The following is a 15,680-nucleotide window of genomic DNA, read 5'->3' on the forward strand; positions in this document are numbered from 1 at the left end:
ATCAACCCCCCAGAGCGGCCAGCCGGCAGAGCTTGCCGTCGATGACCTGCGTGTACACCGCCTCGGTCTGCTCGGCGATGCGGGACCAGCCGTACCGCTCGCGGGCCCGCCGCGCCCCCGCGGCGCCCAGCGCCGCCCGCCTGCCCGGGTCGGCGAGGACGTCGCGCAGCGCCCTGGCCAGCGCCCGCGGGCGGCGCGGCGGGACCAGCACGCCGCAGCCGGCGACCGTGTCCAGGTGGCCGCCGACCGCCGAGGCCACGACGGGCACGCCGCAGGCCATCGCCTCGATCGGGACCATCCCGAACGGCTCGTACCAGGGCACGGTGACCACGACGTCGGCCGAGCGCATCAGCGCCGGCACGTGCGTGCGCGGGACGCTGCCGATCAGGTGCACCCGGTCCTGGAGCCCGTAGGCGAAGGCCAGGTCGCGCAGCCGGGCGGTCTCCTCCTCGTCGTCGGGGCCGCCGCCGGCGATCACCAGGTCGGCGTCCGGGATCTGGCGCAGCGCGGCGATCATGGTGTCCACGCCCTTGCGCGGCACCATCCGGCCGATGCTGAGCACCACCTTGGCGCCCGCCCGCGGCGCGACCGGCCCCTGCGGGCGGAACGCCGTCAGGTCCACCCCGCAGGGCACGACCGTGACGCGCCGCTCGGGCACGCCCATCGCGCACAGCTCGCTCACCTCGTCGCTGCAGGTGGCCAGCACCGCGTCGGCCCGCTTGCCGATCTCGCGCTCGGTGTCGATCCGGTGGGCCGGGCTGGTGTCGGCCTCGCCCTGCCAGCGCCGCTTCACGGTCCCGAGCGCGTGGAAGGTCTGCACCACCGGCACGCCCCCGGCGGCCCGCAGGGCCGCCTGGCCGCTCATCCAGAAGTGCGCGTGGGCCACGTCCGGCGGGTCGGCCGACCAGCGGTCGGCCAGGCGTTCGGTGAACTCCGGCATGTACGGCGGCAGCTCGTCCTTCGGCACGACCGCGGCCGGGCCCGCCGTGACGTACTCGACCGTGACGCCGGGCGCCATGGTCACCGCGTCGGGCTGCGACCGTGCCGAGCGTCTGGTGTGGACGACGACCGTGTGCCCGCGCTCGGCCAGTGCGACGGCCAGGTGCGCGACGTAGACGTTCTGCCCGCCCGCGTCCACGCCACCGATCGCCGCCAGCGGATCGGCGTGTTCGGAGATGAGATCGACCTTCACTGCGTCAGCTCCCTCACTGCCTTGACCACCTGCTCACTTGTCACCAGGGACAGGCACGGGTGCCCGGCCACCGGACAGGTGCGCGCCCTGCTTCCCGAGCAGGGCGCCTGCTGGTCGCCGAGCAGGACCGTGGGCACGCCGTACGGGGCCCATCGAGCGGCGGGGACGACAGGGGCGAACAGGCTCACGACCGGTGTGCCGACCGCCGCGGCCAGGTGCGCGGGACCGGTGTTGCCGGCCACCAGCACACTGGCGCCTTCGATCACGGCGGCCAGTTCGGCGAGCGTGGTCCTGCCCCCGAGGTCGACTGCCGCGTCGCAGGCCACGTAGGCGGTGAGGTCACGTTCCTTGCCGGTCACGACGACCCGGTGCCCGTCGTCCACCAGCTCCCTGACGGCCTGCCGATGCTTCTCGGCCGGCCACGTTCTGGCGGGGGCTGACGTCCCTGGATGCACCACGACGTACGAGCGTTCATCGGCAGCGCCGCCGACGCCTAGGAAATGCCCGCTTTCCCGGCTGATATCCGGCAATGGCCGCCGAACAGCCAGTTTGCCGTCGTCGCCGGGTGGCAGATCGAACCCGGCCGCCCGCGCGACCGCCAGCATGCGCTCGGCCTCGGGCACGTCGAGCGTCTCGTCCACGACGTGCCGGACGTTGAGGAGCGAGCCGGGGTAGTCGTTGCTGATCGCGCAGACGCGCCGCACGCCGGCCATCCGCAGCAGCAGGGCCAGCGGCAGCGCCGACTGGTGGAAGGAGGTCAGCAGCAGCGCCTCGTCCACGCCCTTGACCCGGGCGATCAGGTCGGCGACCTGGGCGGTGGACACGGCGGCGGGGGAGTGGTCGATCCACGGCGCCCGCCACTCGATCACCCGGTCCACGCCGGGCAGCAGCTCGGCGGCGGCCCGGCCGTTGGGGCCGGCCAGGAAGACCAGCTCGTCGGCGAGCGTGCGCACGGCCCGGGTGGCGGGCCCGGCCAGCAGGACGTCTCCGGCGTCGTCGAGCCGCGCCACCAGGACGCGTCCCCGGCCGCCGCCGTGCTCTCCCGCCGCCTGGCACACCGCTGCCTCCAGCGTGCCGGCCGCCGCCGTGGTGGTCTCCGCGGGCGCGGCCTCCGTGGCCGCGGGCGTGTGGGCGGCCCGTCCGGCCTTACCGCGGCGCTGCGTGGCGTTCGTACGGCTGCGGTCGCACCGAGCCGCCGGATCGCGACGTCTCATCGCCGCCACCTCCATTCCCCCCGAAGCCGGTGCACGCAGGCGACCGGCGGGATCACCACGCTGGTGACGGCCATGCGCCACACCTCGCGCGGGGTACGCGGCCCTGGGACGATGCGCCGCCAGGCGAACTCGGCGGTCATCGCGGCCCACAGGGCTCCGGCGACCGCGGCCAGCACCGGCAACGCCCGCCACCCGCCGGCCGCGCGCCGCCCGCCGGGCCGACTGTGGGGTCGCCTCCCGGGCCGCCGGTCCGTGCGTCCTCTTCCGGACGGGCGGGCCACGGTGGCGGCCAGGCCGAGGGCGGCGGCCGTGAGCGCGGCGGCCGAGGTGGCGGCGTGGCGGCGCAGCCGGCCGCCCGAGCCGCCGATGGCCTGACGCCAGCGCGGCCCGTGCAGGTGCCGCATCAGCGCGTCGTCGGCGTTGCCGCGCTGGAAGCGCACGCTCGCCCAGAACCCGTCCTCGCGCACCGGGTGCGTGGTCACCCGCCGGCCCGCGACCAGCCGGTGGCCCGCCCGCGCCACCCGTAGGGCGATGTCGGCGTCCTCCCGGTAGGCCCGGGGGAAACGTTCGTCGAACCCGCCCGTCTGCTCCAGCACCGAACGCCGGTAGGCCATGTCGGCCGTCACCCACAGCGCGTCCGACAGCCCCAGCGTGTGCCGCTCGGCGTCGGTGGGCCGGCCGGCCGGCCGCGGCACCTCGATCCGGCCCTGGCTGCCGCCCACGTCGTCGGGCAGGTCCACCAGGTCCTTCCAGACCGCCTCGGCCCACCCGGGCGCGGGGATCACGTCGTCGTCGAGGAACACCACCCAGGGCGTCCCGGCGGCCCGCCAGCCGGCGTTGCGCGCCGCGGCCGGGCCCCGCCCGCCCGAGCGCACGACCCGCACGTGATCGGGCAGCTCCAGCGCGGCGGCGGCCGCCCGGCGGTCGTCGACCACGATCACCGGCACCGTCCGGCCCACCGCCGCCAGCGTCTCCCCCAGCGTGGCGCGGCCGATGGTGGGGATCACGACGGTGATCACGAGGCGAACACCTCCCCGCGCCGCACCAGGTACGGCCCCAGCGCCAGCACGTCCACCGGCGAGGAGCCGAAGCACTCCAGCGCGTCCCGCGGGTCGTCGACCATCGGCCGGCCCGCGGTGTTCAGGCTGGTGTTGACCACCACCGGCAGCCCCGTGCGCGCCTCGAACTCGGTCAGCACCCGCGCCATCAGCGGGTCGTCGGCCGGCGAGATCGTCTGGATGCGCGCGGTGCCGTCCACGTGCACCACCGCCGGGATGCGGTCCCGCCAGGGCTCGCGCACGTCGTGCACGAACAGCATGTACGGCGAGGGCACCGGCCCCCGCCCGAAGATCTCCGGCGCCCTGGACTCCAGGACCATGGGCGCGATCGGCCGGAACTGCTCCCGGCCCTTGACGTCGTTGAGCCGCTCGGTGTTGCCCGCGTGCCCCGGATGGGCCAGCAGCGACCGGCGTCCGAGCGCCCGCGGCCCGTACTCGGACCGGCCCTGGAACCAGGCCACGATCCGGTCGGCGGCCAGCTCGGCGGCCACCGCCGCGCCCAGGTCCGCCGGCCGCGTGTACGGCACCCGCGCCACGTCCAGCCAGGCGCCCAGCTCCTCGTCGGTGAACCCGCGCCCGAGCGCCGCGCCCGGCATGGGACCGGCCGGCTCGCCGTAGGTCTGCGCCAGGTGCAGCGCGCCGCCCAGCGCCGTGCCGGAGTCGCCGGCGGCCGGCTGGGCCCACACCTCGTCGAACGGCCCCTCGTCCAGCAGCCGGGTGTTGGCCACGCAGTTCAGCGCCACCCCGCCGGCCAGCGCGAGCCGCCGTTCGCCGGTGCGCTCGTGCAGCCAGCGGACCAGCTCCAGCAGCACCTCCTCCAGCCGGGCCTGCACGCTGGCGGCCAGGTCGGCGTGGTCGGAGGTCCAGGGCTCGCCCATGGCCAGGGCCTTGACGTAGACGTTCCAGTCGACCGGCTCGACGCGGAAGCCGCCGTCGCCGGTCGTGTAGATGATCTCGCGCAGCGACTCCAGGTGCCGCGGCCGGCCGTAGGAGGCCATGGCCATGACCTTGTACTCGTCGCTGGAGCGCAGGAAGCCCAGGTGCTGGGTGACGTCCTCGTACATCAGGCCGAGCGAGTGCGGCAGCTCCTGGGCGGCCAGCACCTCCAGCTCGCCGTCGCGGTAGCGGCCGGCCAGGTGCGAGACGTTCTCGCCGCGCCCGTCGCACACCAGCACCGCGCAGTCGCGCCAGGGGGAGGCCAGGCCGGCCGAGGCGGCGTGCGCCACGTGGTGCGGCACGTACGAGACCTGCCCGGCGTCCAGGCCCGGCAGCGCGGTCGCCAGGAAGGCGGGGGCCCTGACGGCGTACCGGGTGCGCAGGTCCTCCCAGTCGCCCTCCGGCCGCTGGACGACCAGCGCAGGGTCGTAGGAGTAGGCCACGGCGTCCAGGTCCTCGGGGGACAGGCCCGCCTCGTGCAGGCACCAGGCGGCGGCCTGCTCGGGCAGCTCCCAGGCGGAGAACGCCAGCGGCCGTTTGCCGTGTTTGCGGCGGCTGAAGCGCTCCTCCTCCGCCGCGGCCACGATCTTCCCGTCGACGACCAGGGCCGCGGCCGGGTCGTGGAAGATCGCGTTGATGCCGAGAAACTTCATCGTTTCCTCCCCCGCAGATGTCAAGAACCGCTACCGAGAGAAGCGGCTCTCAAACCTGCGACTACCTCGGGAGATGCGAAAACAGGCGTAACCGCCTGGGTTTGGTCACTCTGAGTAGTTGTTTGCCGGGTGGCGGCCCGGGTAGCTGCCGGATCACGCGACGGAGGTGAAAGGTGTTCGAAAAGCGACGTCCCGGGGCCGTCCTCTTCGACCGGGACGGAACCTTGATCAAAGACGTGCCGTACAACGGCGACCCGCGCCTCGTCGAGCCCATGCCGGGAGCGGTCGAGGCGCTCGGCAGGCTCCGCCGGGCCGACGTGCCCGTCGCGGTGGTCACCAACCAGTCCGGCGTGGCCAAGGGCCTGCTCTCGCCGGACGAGATGGACCAGGTGAACGCCAGGGTGGAGGAACTGCTCGGGCCGTTCGACGCCTGGGCCATCTGCGTGCACGACGACGCCGACGGCTGCACCTGCCGCAAACCGGCGCCGGGGCTGGTGATCAGGGCGGCCGCCGTCCTCGACGTCAGCCCGCGCGACTGCGTGGTGGTCGGCGACATCGGCCGGGACATGGAGGCGGCCAGGGCCGCGGGGGCCCGGGGCATCCTCGTGCCGACCAGGCAGACGCTGGAGGAGGAGATCGAGCAGGCGGCCGAGGTCGCCGAGGATCTCACCGACGTCGTCGACCGGGTGCTCAGCGCGCCCGAGGTGCCCGTGGCGGCGGCCTCGTCCGCGCCGTGGGCCCGGGCCATGGGCTGGAGCCGCTGGTGAGGATCCTCATCTGGCACGTCCACGGCTCGTGGACCAGCGCCTTCGTCAGCGGCGGCCACGACTACGTGCTGCCGCTCGTCCCCGGACGAGGTCCCGACGGCCGGGGGCGCGCCGCCACCTACGACTGGCCGGACAACGTCCGCGAGGTGCCCTACGACCGGCTCCGCGACGAGCCCATCGACGTGGTCGTCTACCAGCGGCCGCACGAGATCGACCTGGCCCGCGAGTGGCTCGGCCGCGCGGTGCCCGGCGTGTACGTCGAGCACAACACCCCGGCCGGCGACGTCCCGCGCACGAGGCATCCGCTGTCCGGCCAGAGTGACATCACGATCGTCCATGTGACCCACTTCAACGAGCTGTTCTGGGACAACGGCCGGGCGCCCACCCGCGTGATCGAGCACGGCGTCCCCGACCCCGGTCACCTGTACACCGGCGAGCTGGCCAGGGCCGGCGTCGTGGTCAACGAGCCGGTACGCCGTACCAGGGTCGCCGGCACCGACCTGCTGCCGCGCTTCGCCGAGCGCGTCCCGCTGGACGTCTTCGGCATGAAGGTGGACGGCCTGCCGTACGGCACCTACGAGGACCTGCCGCAGCACGTCATGCACGCCGCCCTGGCCCGCAGACGCGCCTACCTGCACCCCTACCGCTGGACGTCGCTGGGCCTGGCCCTCATCGAGGCCATGACCCTCGGCCTGCCCGTCGTGGCGCTGGCCACGACCGAGGCCGTCGAGGCGGTGCCGCAGGAGGCCGGGGTGATCTCCACCAGGGTGGACGTGCTGGCCGACGCCCTGCACGCCTTCGTCACCGACCCCGAGCGGGCCGCCCAGGCGGGCAAGGCGGCGCGGGCCGCCGCCCTGGCCCGTTACGGCCTGCCCAGGTTCCTGCGGGACTGGGACCGGCTGCTGGCCGGGATCTGAGCCGGGATCTGAGCCGGGATCTGACAGGTATGACGCCGGAAGGCATGGGTAGGCGCGATGGGCATGATGATGCTCAACTGGTCACGCAGGGCAGCCTGCCTGGAACTGGACCCCGAACTGTTCTTCCCGATCTCGCTCGAAGGCCCCGGCCGCTCGCAGGTCGAGAAGGCCAAGACGATCTGCGGCCGGTGCCCCGTGCGCCGGCCCTGCCTGCAGTACGCGCTGGACACCCGGCAGGCGCACGGCGTGTGGGGCGGCACCGACCCCGAACAGCGGCGTGAGCTCAGCTCGCCGGCAGTGCCTCGGCAAGAAAGCGTTCCCGCTCCTCAGCTTCGAGGTGGTCGCTGAACAGCACTCCGTCGAGATGATCGGCCTCGTGTTGCAGCACCCTCGCCAGCACGCCCAGCGCCCGTAGCGTCACCGGCTTGCCGAACATGTCGCGGCCGCGCGCCGTGACCATGTAGGAGCGTTCCAGCGGACGCCAGAGGCCCGGCGCCGACAGGCACGCCTCGTCGGCGGTGATCCGCCGCTCCGACAGCTCCAGCCGCGGGTTGACCAGATGACCGGAACGGCCGTCGTAGGAGTAGACGAGCACCCGCACCGGCTCGCCGATCTGCGGGGCCGACAGGCCCGCCCGGCCCGTGCCCGCCCGCAGGGTGAGCGTCAGCGACTTCACCAGGCGCCGCAGCTCCCGGTCGAAGTCGTGCACCGGCTCCGCCACCACGCGGAGCACCGGATCGTCGAACACGCGAATAGGCCGGACCGTCACCCGCAACTCCCCGAAACGCCGCGATCGTCATGCGGAACGGTTCCCGTCGCCGGATCCCCTCAACCCTGAAGGCCGTGCCTTGTAGCACAGCGGTAACAGCGGAGACCCAAGGGTGAAACCACCCGAAAGCAGGATCGGGGGGTGATTTCACTTGCGTCGCCCGCGCCTGTGATGCCCGGCCGGGCGCTCGGGGCCCGGCCGGACCCCGCCAGCCCGGAGGTACCGGCATGACCGCCCCTTCTGAAGGGTCTCCCGAGACGGCGCCCGACGCGCTGGCCGGGTTCACCATCGGGGTGACCGCCACGCGGCGGCGGGAGGAGTTCGCCGCGCTGCTGGCGCGGCGCGGCGCCCGCGTCGTCATCGCCCCCGCCATCCGCCTGGTGCCCCTGGCCGAGGACGCCGACCTGCTCGCCGCCACCCGGCGCACCCTCCAGGCCCCCCTGGACGACGTGGTCGTCACCACCGGCGTCGGCTTCCGCGGCTGGATGGCCGCCGCCGAGGGCTGGGGCCTGTCCGCCGACCTCGGCGACCACCTCGGCCGGGCCCGCCTGCTCACCCGCGGTCCCAAGGCCAGGGGAGCCGTACGGGCCGCCGGGCTGACCGACCACTGGACGCCCGTCACCGAGTCCTGCGACGAGGTCAAGGAGTACCTGCTCGCCCAGGACCTGCGCGGCCGGCGCATCGCGGTCCAGCAGCACGGCGAGCCGCTCACCGCCTTCGTGGCGGACCTGCGCGCGGCCGGGGCCGAGGTGATCGAGATCCCGGTCTACCGGTGGCTGCCCTGCCGCGACGGCTCGCCCCTGCGCCGCCTGATCAGCCAGACGGTCTCCGGTGCGGTGGACGCCGTGGCCTTCACCAGCGCGCCCGCCGTCCACGCCATGCTCGGCGCGGCGCGCTCCGACGGGCTGGAGGACGCGCTGCTGGCCGCGTTCGGCGGGTCCGTCGTGGCCGCTTGCGTGGGGCCCGTGACGGCCGAGCCGCTGACCTCGCGTGGTGTACGCGTCCTGCAGCCCGACCGTTCCCGCCTCGGCGCCCTGGCCCGCGCCCTGGCCAGACACCTGCCCGAGCACGGAGTCACCCGGCTGGTCGCGGCCGGGCACCGGCTGGAGGTACGCGGCCACGCCGTCGTCGTGGACGGCGACCTGCGTCCCCTGCCGCCCGCGCCGATGGCGGTGCTCAAACGCCTGGCCGACAAGCCGGGCCACGTGGTCTCCCGCGCCGACCTGCGTACGGTCCTGCCGGGCAGCGCCGTCCGCGACTCGGCCGAGCACGCGGTGGAGATGGCCGTCACCCGCCTGCGCCGGGCCCTGGGGCCGAGCGGCATCGTCGAGACGGTCGTCAAACGCGGCTACCGCCTGGCCTGCCCCCACGAGCCCACCCCATGACCCCCCACCCCGACCCGGCGCCGGGCGGCGGACCAGCTCTCGTCCGTGCACCGGGCCTCGTCCGTGCACCGGATGTCGTGCCTGCGCCGGATGTCGTGCGTGCGCCGGATGTCGTGCGTGCGCCGGATGTCGTGCCTGCGCCTGTGCTCGTGCGTGCGTCCGCTCTCGTGCGTGCGCCCGTTCAGGTGGGTGCGTCCCCTGTGGTGCGGACAACCGCGCTGGGGGACGGGACGCTGCCCACGCTGGTGCTGGCTGCGCATGGTACGCGGAGCGTCGCGGGGGAGCGGGCCCTGGCCGCGCTGGCCCGCTCGGTCCGCCGGGCCCGGCCGGGGTGCCGGGTCGAGCTGAGCTTTCTGGAGATCAGTGCGCCGCTGTTCGCCGACGTGCTGCCGGCCGTGCCGGGGCCGGTGGTGGTCGTGCCGTTGCTGCTGGCCGGGGGCTACCACGTGCATGTCGACCTGCCCGAGGTCGTCGCCGCCCGCCGTCCGGACGCGCTGGTGGCCGGCCGGCTGGGCCCGCACGGCCTGCTGACCTCGGCGCTCGCCCGCACGCTGGCCCAGGCGGGGCTGCGCGCCGCCGACACGGTGGTCCTGGGGGCGGCGGGCTCGTCCGACCCCGCGGGGCTCGCCGACGTGCGCGCCGCGGCCCGGCGGCTCTCGGTACGCCTGTCGCGGCCGGTCACGGCGGCCTTCGCCGCCTCGGGGACGCCGTCGCTGCCCGACGCGGTGGACCAGGCGCGCAGGACGTCTCGTGGCCGGGTGGTGGTGGCCTCGTACGTGCTGGCGCCCGGCTACTTCCACGACCGGCTGGCCGCCTCCGGCGCTGACCTGGTCACCGCCCCGCTGGCCCCGGACCCCGCCGTGACCGCCCTGATCTGGCACCGCTTCGACCAGTCCGTCAAACACCGACGCCCGCACCCGGCCCCGGCCCAGAGGCAGCCCGACCTCACATGGGGCGGAATCCACCCACGCGATCTCACATGCTTCAGGAGCTGGCCACGCGACCTCACATGCCCCAGGATCTGGCCACGCGACCTCACAGGCCTTGAGATGTAGCGAGCGACCTCGTGAGCCCGGCCCGAGATGTGGCCGAGCGACCTCACCCTCCGGCCTGGGATGTGGCTGAACGCCCCTCAGCCCCCGGCCTGGGATGTCGGGATGCGCCCCGGAACCAGCCGTCGGGTGCGGGGCGGGGCCGGGCCGGGATACGTCTCGAAGTCGGCCGCCAGGGGTGACGGCCCGAGCCGGGATGAGCCCGGAGTCGGCCGTCGAGTGTGGAGGACCGTGCCGCGGGACTGCTCCGGGAGCAGGCCGTCGGATGTGGCGGCCCGAGCCGGGGTGCGTCTCGGAGTCAGCTGTCAGGCGTGGCAGCGTGAGCCGGGATGCGCCCCGGGTCAGCCGTCGGTGTCGCGGTCGCGGCGGCGCAGGTAGCGCTCGAACTCGGCGGCGATCGCGTCGCCGCTCGCCTCGGGCAGCTCGGCCGCGTCCTTGCGCTCCTCCAGCTCCTTGACGTATTCGGCCACCTCGCTGTCCTGGGAGGCCAGCTCGTCGACGCCGCGCTCCCAGGCGCGCGCCTCCTCGTCGAGGTCGCCGAGCGGCATCGGGATCTCCAGCACGTCCTCCATGCGGCGCAGCAGCGCGAGGGTCGCCTTCGGGTTGGGCGGCTGGGCGACGTAGTGGGGCACCGAGGCCCACAGCGAGATCGCGTCGAGCCCGGCCTCGCCGAAGGCGTGCTGGAGCACGCCGACGATGCCGGTGGGACCCTCGTAGCGGCTGAGCTCCAGGTTGGTCGAACGGGCCAGCGCCTCGTCGGTGGCCCCGCCCAGGATCGGCACGGGACGGGTGTGCGGCGAGTCGTTGAGCAGCGCGCCCAGCATCACCGCCAGCTCGACGCCCAGCTCGCGGCAGACCTGGATGATGTCGGCGCAGAACGAGCGCCAGCGCATGTTGGGCTCGATGCCGCGCAGCAGCACGACGTCGCGCTCGCTGCCCGGCGGACGGGCGTGGAACAGCCGCGTAGTAGGCCATACGATGGACCGGGTCAGCCCGTCGCCCATCTCCACCACGGGACGGGTGACCTGGAAGTCGTAGTAGTCGTCGGGGTCGAGCGCGATCAGCGGCTCGGCCTTCCAGGACGACTCGAGATGGGCGATCACACCGCTGGAAGCCTCGCCCGCGTCGTTCCACCCCTCGAACGCGGCAATGAGCACCGGGTCGACGAGCTCGGGGAGCCCTTCGAGCTCGATCACGTGTCGCCTCCTCTCTCCCTCATCGCGCTAAGCCTATGCGGTAAGCAGGCGTCGGTGTCACCGATCTCCCCGCGAACGCTCCGAGCCACCGGCCCACCCCTTTCGCCCAGCCCACCACGCGACTATCCCCCGTCCCACCGCGCTCACCCCTCCCTTCCGTTCGCCCCTAGCGGATCACCCCGAAGGGGGGCGGACCGCCCACCGGTACGACCCGGAGGAGCCGGACGGGCCCGCCGGTTCATCGCCGGTATTGGACGCCGGGTCAATTGACAGGCGGAAGAATAAGCCGTCGGGACTCAGCCGATAAGCTCTACGGCATGAGCATCTCCCCGTCCTTCCGAGAAGTGTTGTCCCAGCGCGTGATCGTGGCCGACGGGGCTATGGGCACGATGCTCCAGGCGCAGGACCCGACGCTCGACGACTTCGAGGGGCACGAGGGCTGCAACGAGGTCCTCAACGTCACCCGCCCCGACATCGTCCAGGGCGTGCACGACGCGTACTTCGCCGTCGGCGTCGACTGCGTCGAGACCAACACCTTCGGCGCCAACCTGGCCGCGCTCGGCGAGTACGACATCGGCGAGCGCGTCTTCGAGTACTCCGAGGCCGGCGCCCGGATCGCCCGCGAGCGGGCCGACCACTGGTCCACACCCGAGCAGCCGCGCTTCGTCCTCGGCTCGATGGGGCCGGGCACCAAGCTGCCGACGCTGGGCCACCTGCCCTACCGGAGCCTGCGCGACGCCTACCGCGACAACGCGGCCGGCCTGATCGCGGGCGGCGCCGACGCGCTCATCATCGAGACCTGCCAGGACCTGCTCCAGGTCAAGGCCGCCGTCATCGGCGCCAAGCGGGCCGTCGAGGCCGCCGGCCGGGACGTCCCGATCATCGCCCAGGTGACGATCGAGACCAACGGCGCCATGCTGCTCGGCTCGGAGATCGGCGCCGCGCTCACCGCGATCGAGCCGCTCGGCGTCGACATCGTCGGGCTCAACTGCGCGACCGGCCCGGCCGAGATGAGCGAGCACCTGCGCTACCTCGCCCGCCACTCCCGGCTCAAGCTGTCCTGCATGCCCAACGCCGGCCTGCCGGTGCTCACCTCCGACGGCGCGTACTATCCGCTGTCGGCGCAGGAGCTGGCCGACGCGCACGAGACCTTTGCCCGCGACTACGGCCTGTCGCTGGTCGGCGGCTGCTGCGGCACCACCCCCGAGCACCTGCGCCAGGTGGTCGAGCGGGTGCGCGGCAAGGAGCCGGTCACCCGCCGCCCCCACCCCGAGCCCGGCGCCTCCTCCCTCTACCAGACGGTCCCCTTCCGCCAGGACACCTCCTACCTGGCCATCGGCGAGCGCTGCAACACCAACGGCTCCAAGGCCTTCCGCGAGGCGATGCTGGAAGGCCGCTGGGACGACTGCGTGGAGACCGCCCGCGACCAGGCCCGCGACGGCGCCCACATGCTCGACCTGTGCATCGACTACGTCGGCCGCGACGGCGTGGCCGACATGAAGGAACTGGCCTTCCGCTTCGCCACCGCCTCCACGCTGCCGATCATGCTCGACTCCACCGAGCCCGCCGTGCTCCAGGCGGGCCTGGAGATGCTCGGCGGCCGGGCGGCCGTCAACTCCGTCAACTACGAGGACGGCGACGGCCCCGACTCCCGCTTCCAGAAGATCATGCGCCTGGTGCGCGAGCACGGCGCGGCGGTCGTCGCGCTGACCATCGACGAGGAGGGCCAGGCCCGCACCGCCGACTGGAAGGTGCGCGTGGCCTCCCGCCTCATCGAGGACCTGACCGGCAACTGGGGCATGCGCGTCGAGGACATCATCGTCGACTGCCTGACCTTCCCCATCGCGACCGGCCAGGAGGAGACCAGGCGCGACGGCCTGGAGACCATCGAGGCCATCCGCGAGCTCAAGCGCCGCTACCCGGGGGTGCAGACCACGCTGGGGCTGTCCAACATCAGCTTCGGCCTCAACCCGGCCGCCCGCATGGTGCTCAACTCGGTGTTCCTCAACGAGTGTGTCAACGCCGGCCTCGACTCGGCCATCGTGCACGCCTCCAAGATCCTGCCGATGGCCCGCATCCCCGACGAGCAGCGCCAGGTCGCGCTCGACATGGTCTACGACCGCCGCCGCGAGGGTTACGACCCGCTGCAGCGCTTCATGGACCTGTTCGAGGGCGTCGACGCCGCGGCCATGCGCGCCGGCAAGGCCGAGGAGCTGGCCGCGCTGCCGCTGTGGGAGCGGCTCAAGCGGCGCATCATCGACGGCGAGCGCAAGGGCCTGGAGGCCGACCTCGACGACGCGCTCAACCAGCGGCCCGCGCTGGAGATCATCAACGAGGTGCTGCTCGACGGCATGAAGACGGTCGGCGAGCTGTTCGGCTCCGGCCAGATGCAGCTGCCGTTCGTGCTGCAGTCGGCCGAGGTGATGAAGGCCGCCGTGGCCTACCTGGAGCCGCACATGGACCGCCTCGAGGGCGAGACCAAGGGCCGCATCGTGCTGGCCACGGTCAAGGGCGACGTGCACGACATCGGCAAGAACCTGGTGGACATCATCCTGTCCAACAACGGCTACCAGGTGGTCAACCTGGGCATCAAGCAGCCGGTCTCGGCCATCCTGGAGGCCGCCGACGAGCAGAAGGCCGACGTGATCGGCATGTCCGGGCTGCTGGTGAAGTCGACGGTCATCATGAAGGAGAACCTGGAGGAGATGAACTCCAGGGGCCTGTCGGAGAAGTACCCGGTGCTGCTCGGCGGCGCCGCGCTCACCCGCGCCTACGTCGAGCAGGACCTCGCCGAGCTGTTCGAGGGCCAGGTGCGCTACGCCCGCGACGCGTTCGAGGGGCTGCGGCTGATGGACTCGTTCATGGCCGTCAAGCGCGGCGTCGCGGGCGCCACGCTGCCGCCGCTGCGCGAGCGGCGGGTCAAGACCGGCGCGGTGCTGCAGCGCACCCCGGTCGAGGAGCTGCCCGCCCGCTCCGACGTGGCCGCCGACAACCCGGTGCCGGCGGCGCCCTTCCACGGCGACCGCGTGGTCAAGGGCATCTCGCTGGCCGAGTACTCCGCCTTCCTCGACGAGCGCGCCCTGTTCCTGGGGCAGTGGGGCCTCAAGCCCACCAGGGGCGGCGACGGGCCCGGCTACGAGGAGCTGGTCGAGACCGAGGGCCGGCCCAGGCTGCGCATGTGGCTGGAGCGCATGCAGACCGAGGGCCTGCTGGAGGCGGCCGTCGTCTACGGCTACTTCCCGTGCGTCAGCGACGGCGACTCGCTGATCATCCTGGGCGACGACGGCAACGAGCGCACCCGTTTCACCTTCCCGCGCCAGCGCCGCGACCGGCACCTGTGCCTGGCCGACTTCTTCCGGGGCAAGGACTCCGGCGAGGTCGACGTCGTCGGCTTCCAGGTGGCCACCATGGGCGCCAAGATCTCCCAGGCCACCGCCGAGCTGTTCGCCAAGGACGCCTACCGCGACTACCTGGAGCTGCACGGCCTGTCGGTGCAGCTCACCGAGGCGCTGGCCGAATACTGGCACGCCCGGGTGCGCGCGGAGTGGGGCATCGGCGGCCAGGAGACGCTCGACGACATGCTCAAGGTCAACATCCAGGGCTGCCGCTACTCCTTCGGCTACCCGGCCTGCCCCAACCTGGAGGACCAGCAGCAGCTGTTCGAGCTGCTCGACCCGGGGCGCATCGGCGTCAGCCTGTCGGAGGAGTTCCAGCTCCACCCCGAGCAGGCCACCTCGGCGCTGGTCGCGCACCACCCCGAGGCCAAGTACTTCAACGTCTAGTTCGTCATCGGGGGAGAGCACGTGGAAGCGGTCTTCTTCGACATGGACGGCCTGCTCGTCGACAGCGAGAAGGTCTGGCTGGAGATCGAGACCAGGGTGATGGCCAGGCTCGGCGCCGAATGGACGCCGCAGCACCAGGCGCACCTGGTCGGCGGGTCCATGGAGCGCACGCTCGACTACATGCTCGCCGTCTCCGGGGCCGACGTGCCGGCGCCGACGGTGCAGGAGTGGATGGTCTCCGGCATGGTCGAGCGCCTGGCGGACGGCGTCGGCGTCATGCCGGGGGCCGCGGAGCTGCTGGCGGCGCTGCGCGACGAGGGGGTGCCGGTCGGCCTGGTCACCTCGTCGATGCGGGAGATCGCCGACGCCGTGCTGAAGGGCTTCGGCGAAGATCGCTTCGACCTCGTCGTCACCGCCGCCGACGTCGAGCGGACCAAGCCCGACCCCGAGCCCTACCTCAAGGCCGCCGGGCTGCTCGGCGTCGAGCCGGTGCGCTGCGTGGTGCTGGAGGACTCACCCAACGGCGTGGCGGCCGCCACGGCGGCGGGCTGCGCCGTCGTGGCCGTCCCCAACCTGCTGCCCGTCGAGCCGGCCCCCGGCCGTCTGGTGGTCTCCTCGCTGGCCGACGTCGGCGTCGCCGATCTGCGGGCCCTGATCCCCTAGGGGCAATGCCGGTTAGTTAGGGTGCTTGGGCGGTTGTCGATTCGGGGTCGGTAAGGACATCGATGGCGATGGCCGCTCGGTGGTTGGTCCGGTCGA

Annotated in this window: 13 protein-coding genes; 7 read left to right on the plus strand and 6 right to left on the minus strand. The window is 73.3% G+C overall.

Annotated features, from left to right (window positions below):
• Position 1 precedes the first annotated feature (1 nt).
• From ABZ444_RS38260 to ABZ444_RS38275, 4 genes are read right to left on the minus strand one after another with little or no spacing between them, the layout of a single operon-like run.
• The gene (locus ABZ444_RS38260) at positions 2-1,192 is read right to left on the minus strand and encodes a glycosyltransferase (protein ID WP_358008120.1); all 1,191 of its coding nucleotides are present in this window, start codon (positions 1,190-1,192) and stop codon (positions 2-4) included.
• On the minus strand, positions 1,189-2,406 hold the full coding sequence (locus ABZ444_RS38265) for a glycosyltransferase family 9 protein (protein ID WP_358008123.1): 1,218 nt from the start codon (positions 2,404-2,406) through the stop codon (positions 1,189-1,191). Before ABZ444_RS38265 ends, ABZ444_RS38260 begins: the two co-directional genes overlap by 4 nt.
• Positions 2,403-3,425: a glycosyltransferase gene (locus tag ABZ444_RS38270; protein WP_358008126.1), complete on the minus strand. Its 1,023-nt coding sequence runs from the start codon at positions 3,423-3,425 to the stop codon at positions 2,403-2,405. Before ABZ444_RS38270 ends, ABZ444_RS38265 begins: the two co-directional genes overlap by 4 nt.
• Positions 3,422-5,053, minus strand: coding sequence for a carbamoyltransferase C-terminal domain-containing protein (locus tag ABZ444_RS38275; protein ID WP_358008129.1), 1,632 nt, complete (start codon positions 5,051-5,053; stop codon positions 3,422-3,424). The genes ABZ444_RS38270 and ABZ444_RS38275 overlap by 4 nt, the downstream gene beginning before the upstream one ends.
• 173 nt (positions 5,054-5,226) lie before the next feature.
• Here ABZ444_RS38275 and ABZ444_RS38280 point away from each other — a divergent pair, with 173 nt between their 5' ends.
• From ABZ444_RS38280 to ABZ444_RS38290, 3 genes are all read left to right on the plus strand, one after another.
• Positions 5,227-5,820 (plus strand): HAD-IIIA family hydrolase, encoded by a 594-nt coding sequence (locus ABZ444_RS38280; protein WP_357977253.1) that lies wholly within the window; start codon positions 5,227-5,229, stop codon positions 5,818-5,820.
• Positions 5,817-6,737 (plus strand): glycosyltransferase family 4 protein, encoded by a 921-nt coding sequence (locus ABZ444_RS38285; protein WP_358008132.1) that lies wholly within the window; start codon positions 5,817-5,819, stop codon positions 6,735-6,737. The genes ABZ444_RS38280 and ABZ444_RS38285 overlap by 4 nt, the downstream gene beginning before the upstream one ends.
• A 63-nt stretch (positions 6,738-6,800) precedes the next feature.
• On the plus strand, positions 6,801-7,085 hold the full coding sequence (locus tag ABZ444_RS38290) for a WhiB family transcriptional regulator (protein WP_357977583.1): 285 nt from the start codon (positions 6,801-6,803) through the stop codon (positions 7,083-7,085).
• On the opposite strand, the gene ABZ444_RS38295 is transcribed toward ABZ444_RS38290, so the two are convergent.
• Positions 7,021-7,485 carry a peptide deformylase gene (locus ABZ444_RS38295; protein ID WP_352364015.1) on the minus strand — a complete coding sequence of 155 codons (465 nt, stop codon included), beginning with the start codon at positions 7,483-7,485 and terminating at the stop codon, positions 7,021-7,023. The two genes, ABZ444_RS38290 and ABZ444_RS38295, sit on opposite strands and share 65 nt — an antisense overlap.
• A gap of 248 nt (positions 7,486-7,733) precedes the next feature.
• On the opposite strand from ABZ444_RS38295, the gene ABZ444_RS38300 reads away from it, so the two are divergent.
• Positions 7,734-8,891: a uroporphyrinogen-III synthase gene (locus ABZ444_RS38300; protein WP_358008136.1), complete on the plus strand. Its 1,158-nt coding sequence runs from the start codon at positions 7,734-7,736 to the stop codon at positions 8,889-8,891.
• Between the two features lie 200 nt (positions 8,892-9,091).
• Positions 9,092-9,946 carry a CbiX/SirB N-terminal domain-containing protein gene (locus tag ABZ444_RS38305; RefSeq protein WP_358008139.1) on the plus strand — a complete coding sequence of 285 codons (855 nt, stop codon included), beginning with the start codon at positions 9,092-9,094 and terminating at the stop codon, positions 9,944-9,946.
• A gap of 338 nt (positions 9,947-10,284) precedes the next feature.
• On the opposite strand, the gene ABZ444_RS38310 is transcribed toward ABZ444_RS38305, so the two are convergent.
• Positions 10,285-11,139 carry a PAC2 family protein gene (locus ABZ444_RS38310; protein ID WP_358008142.1) on the minus strand — a complete coding sequence of 285 codons (855 nt, stop codon included), beginning with the start codon at positions 11,137-11,139 and terminating at the stop codon, positions 10,285-10,287.
• A 317-nt stretch (positions 11,140-11,456) separates the two neighbouring features.
• Between ABZ444_RS38310 and metH the strand changes: the two genes are divergently transcribed.
• Both metH and ABZ444_RS38320 read left to right on the plus strand, forming a co-directional pair.
• Positions 11,457-14,921, plus strand: coding sequence for a methionine synthase (gene metH / locus ABZ444_RS38315; RefSeq protein ID WP_358008145.1), 3,465 nt, complete (start codon positions 11,457-11,459; stop codon positions 14,919-14,921).
• A 21-nt stretch (positions 14,922-14,942) separates the two neighbouring features.
• The gene (locus ABZ444_RS38320; RefSeq protein WP_358008149.1) at positions 14,943-15,584 is read left to right on the plus strand and encodes an HAD family phosphatase; all 642 of its coding nucleotides are present in this window, start codon (positions 14,943-14,945) and stop codon (positions 15,582-15,584) included.
• Positions 15,585-15,680 lie beyond the last annotated feature (96 nt).

Source organism: Nonomuraea sp. NPDC005730 (genome assembly GCF_040630865.1).
In the GTDB taxonomy this organism is placed as follows: domain Bacteria; phylum Actinomycetota; class Actinomycetes; order Streptosporangiales; family Streptosporangiaceae; genus Nonomuraea.

Bases quoted from the DNA above. Each gene is read 5' to 3' on its own strand.
- ABZ444_RS38265 (WP_358008123.1), bottom strand. From the start codon at position 2,406: ATGAGACGTCGCGATCCGGCGGCTCGGTGCGACCGCAGCCGTACGAAC.
- ABZ444_RS38275 (WP_358008129.1), bottom strand. From the start codon at position 5,053: ATGAAGTTTCTCGGCATCAACGCGATCTTCCACGACCCGGCCGCGGCC.
- ABZ444_RS38290 (WP_357977583.1), top strand. From the start codon at position 6,801: ATGATGATGCTCAACTGGTCACGCAGGGCAGCCTGCCTGGAACTGGAC.
- ABZ444_RS38300 (WP_358008136.1), top strand. From the start codon at position 7,734: ATGACCGCCCCTTCTGAAGGGTCTCCCGAGACGGCGCCCGACGCGCTG.
- metH (WP_358008145.1), top strand. From the start codon at position 11,457: ATGAGCATCTCCCCGTCCTTCCGAGAAGTGTTGTCCCAGCGCGTGATC.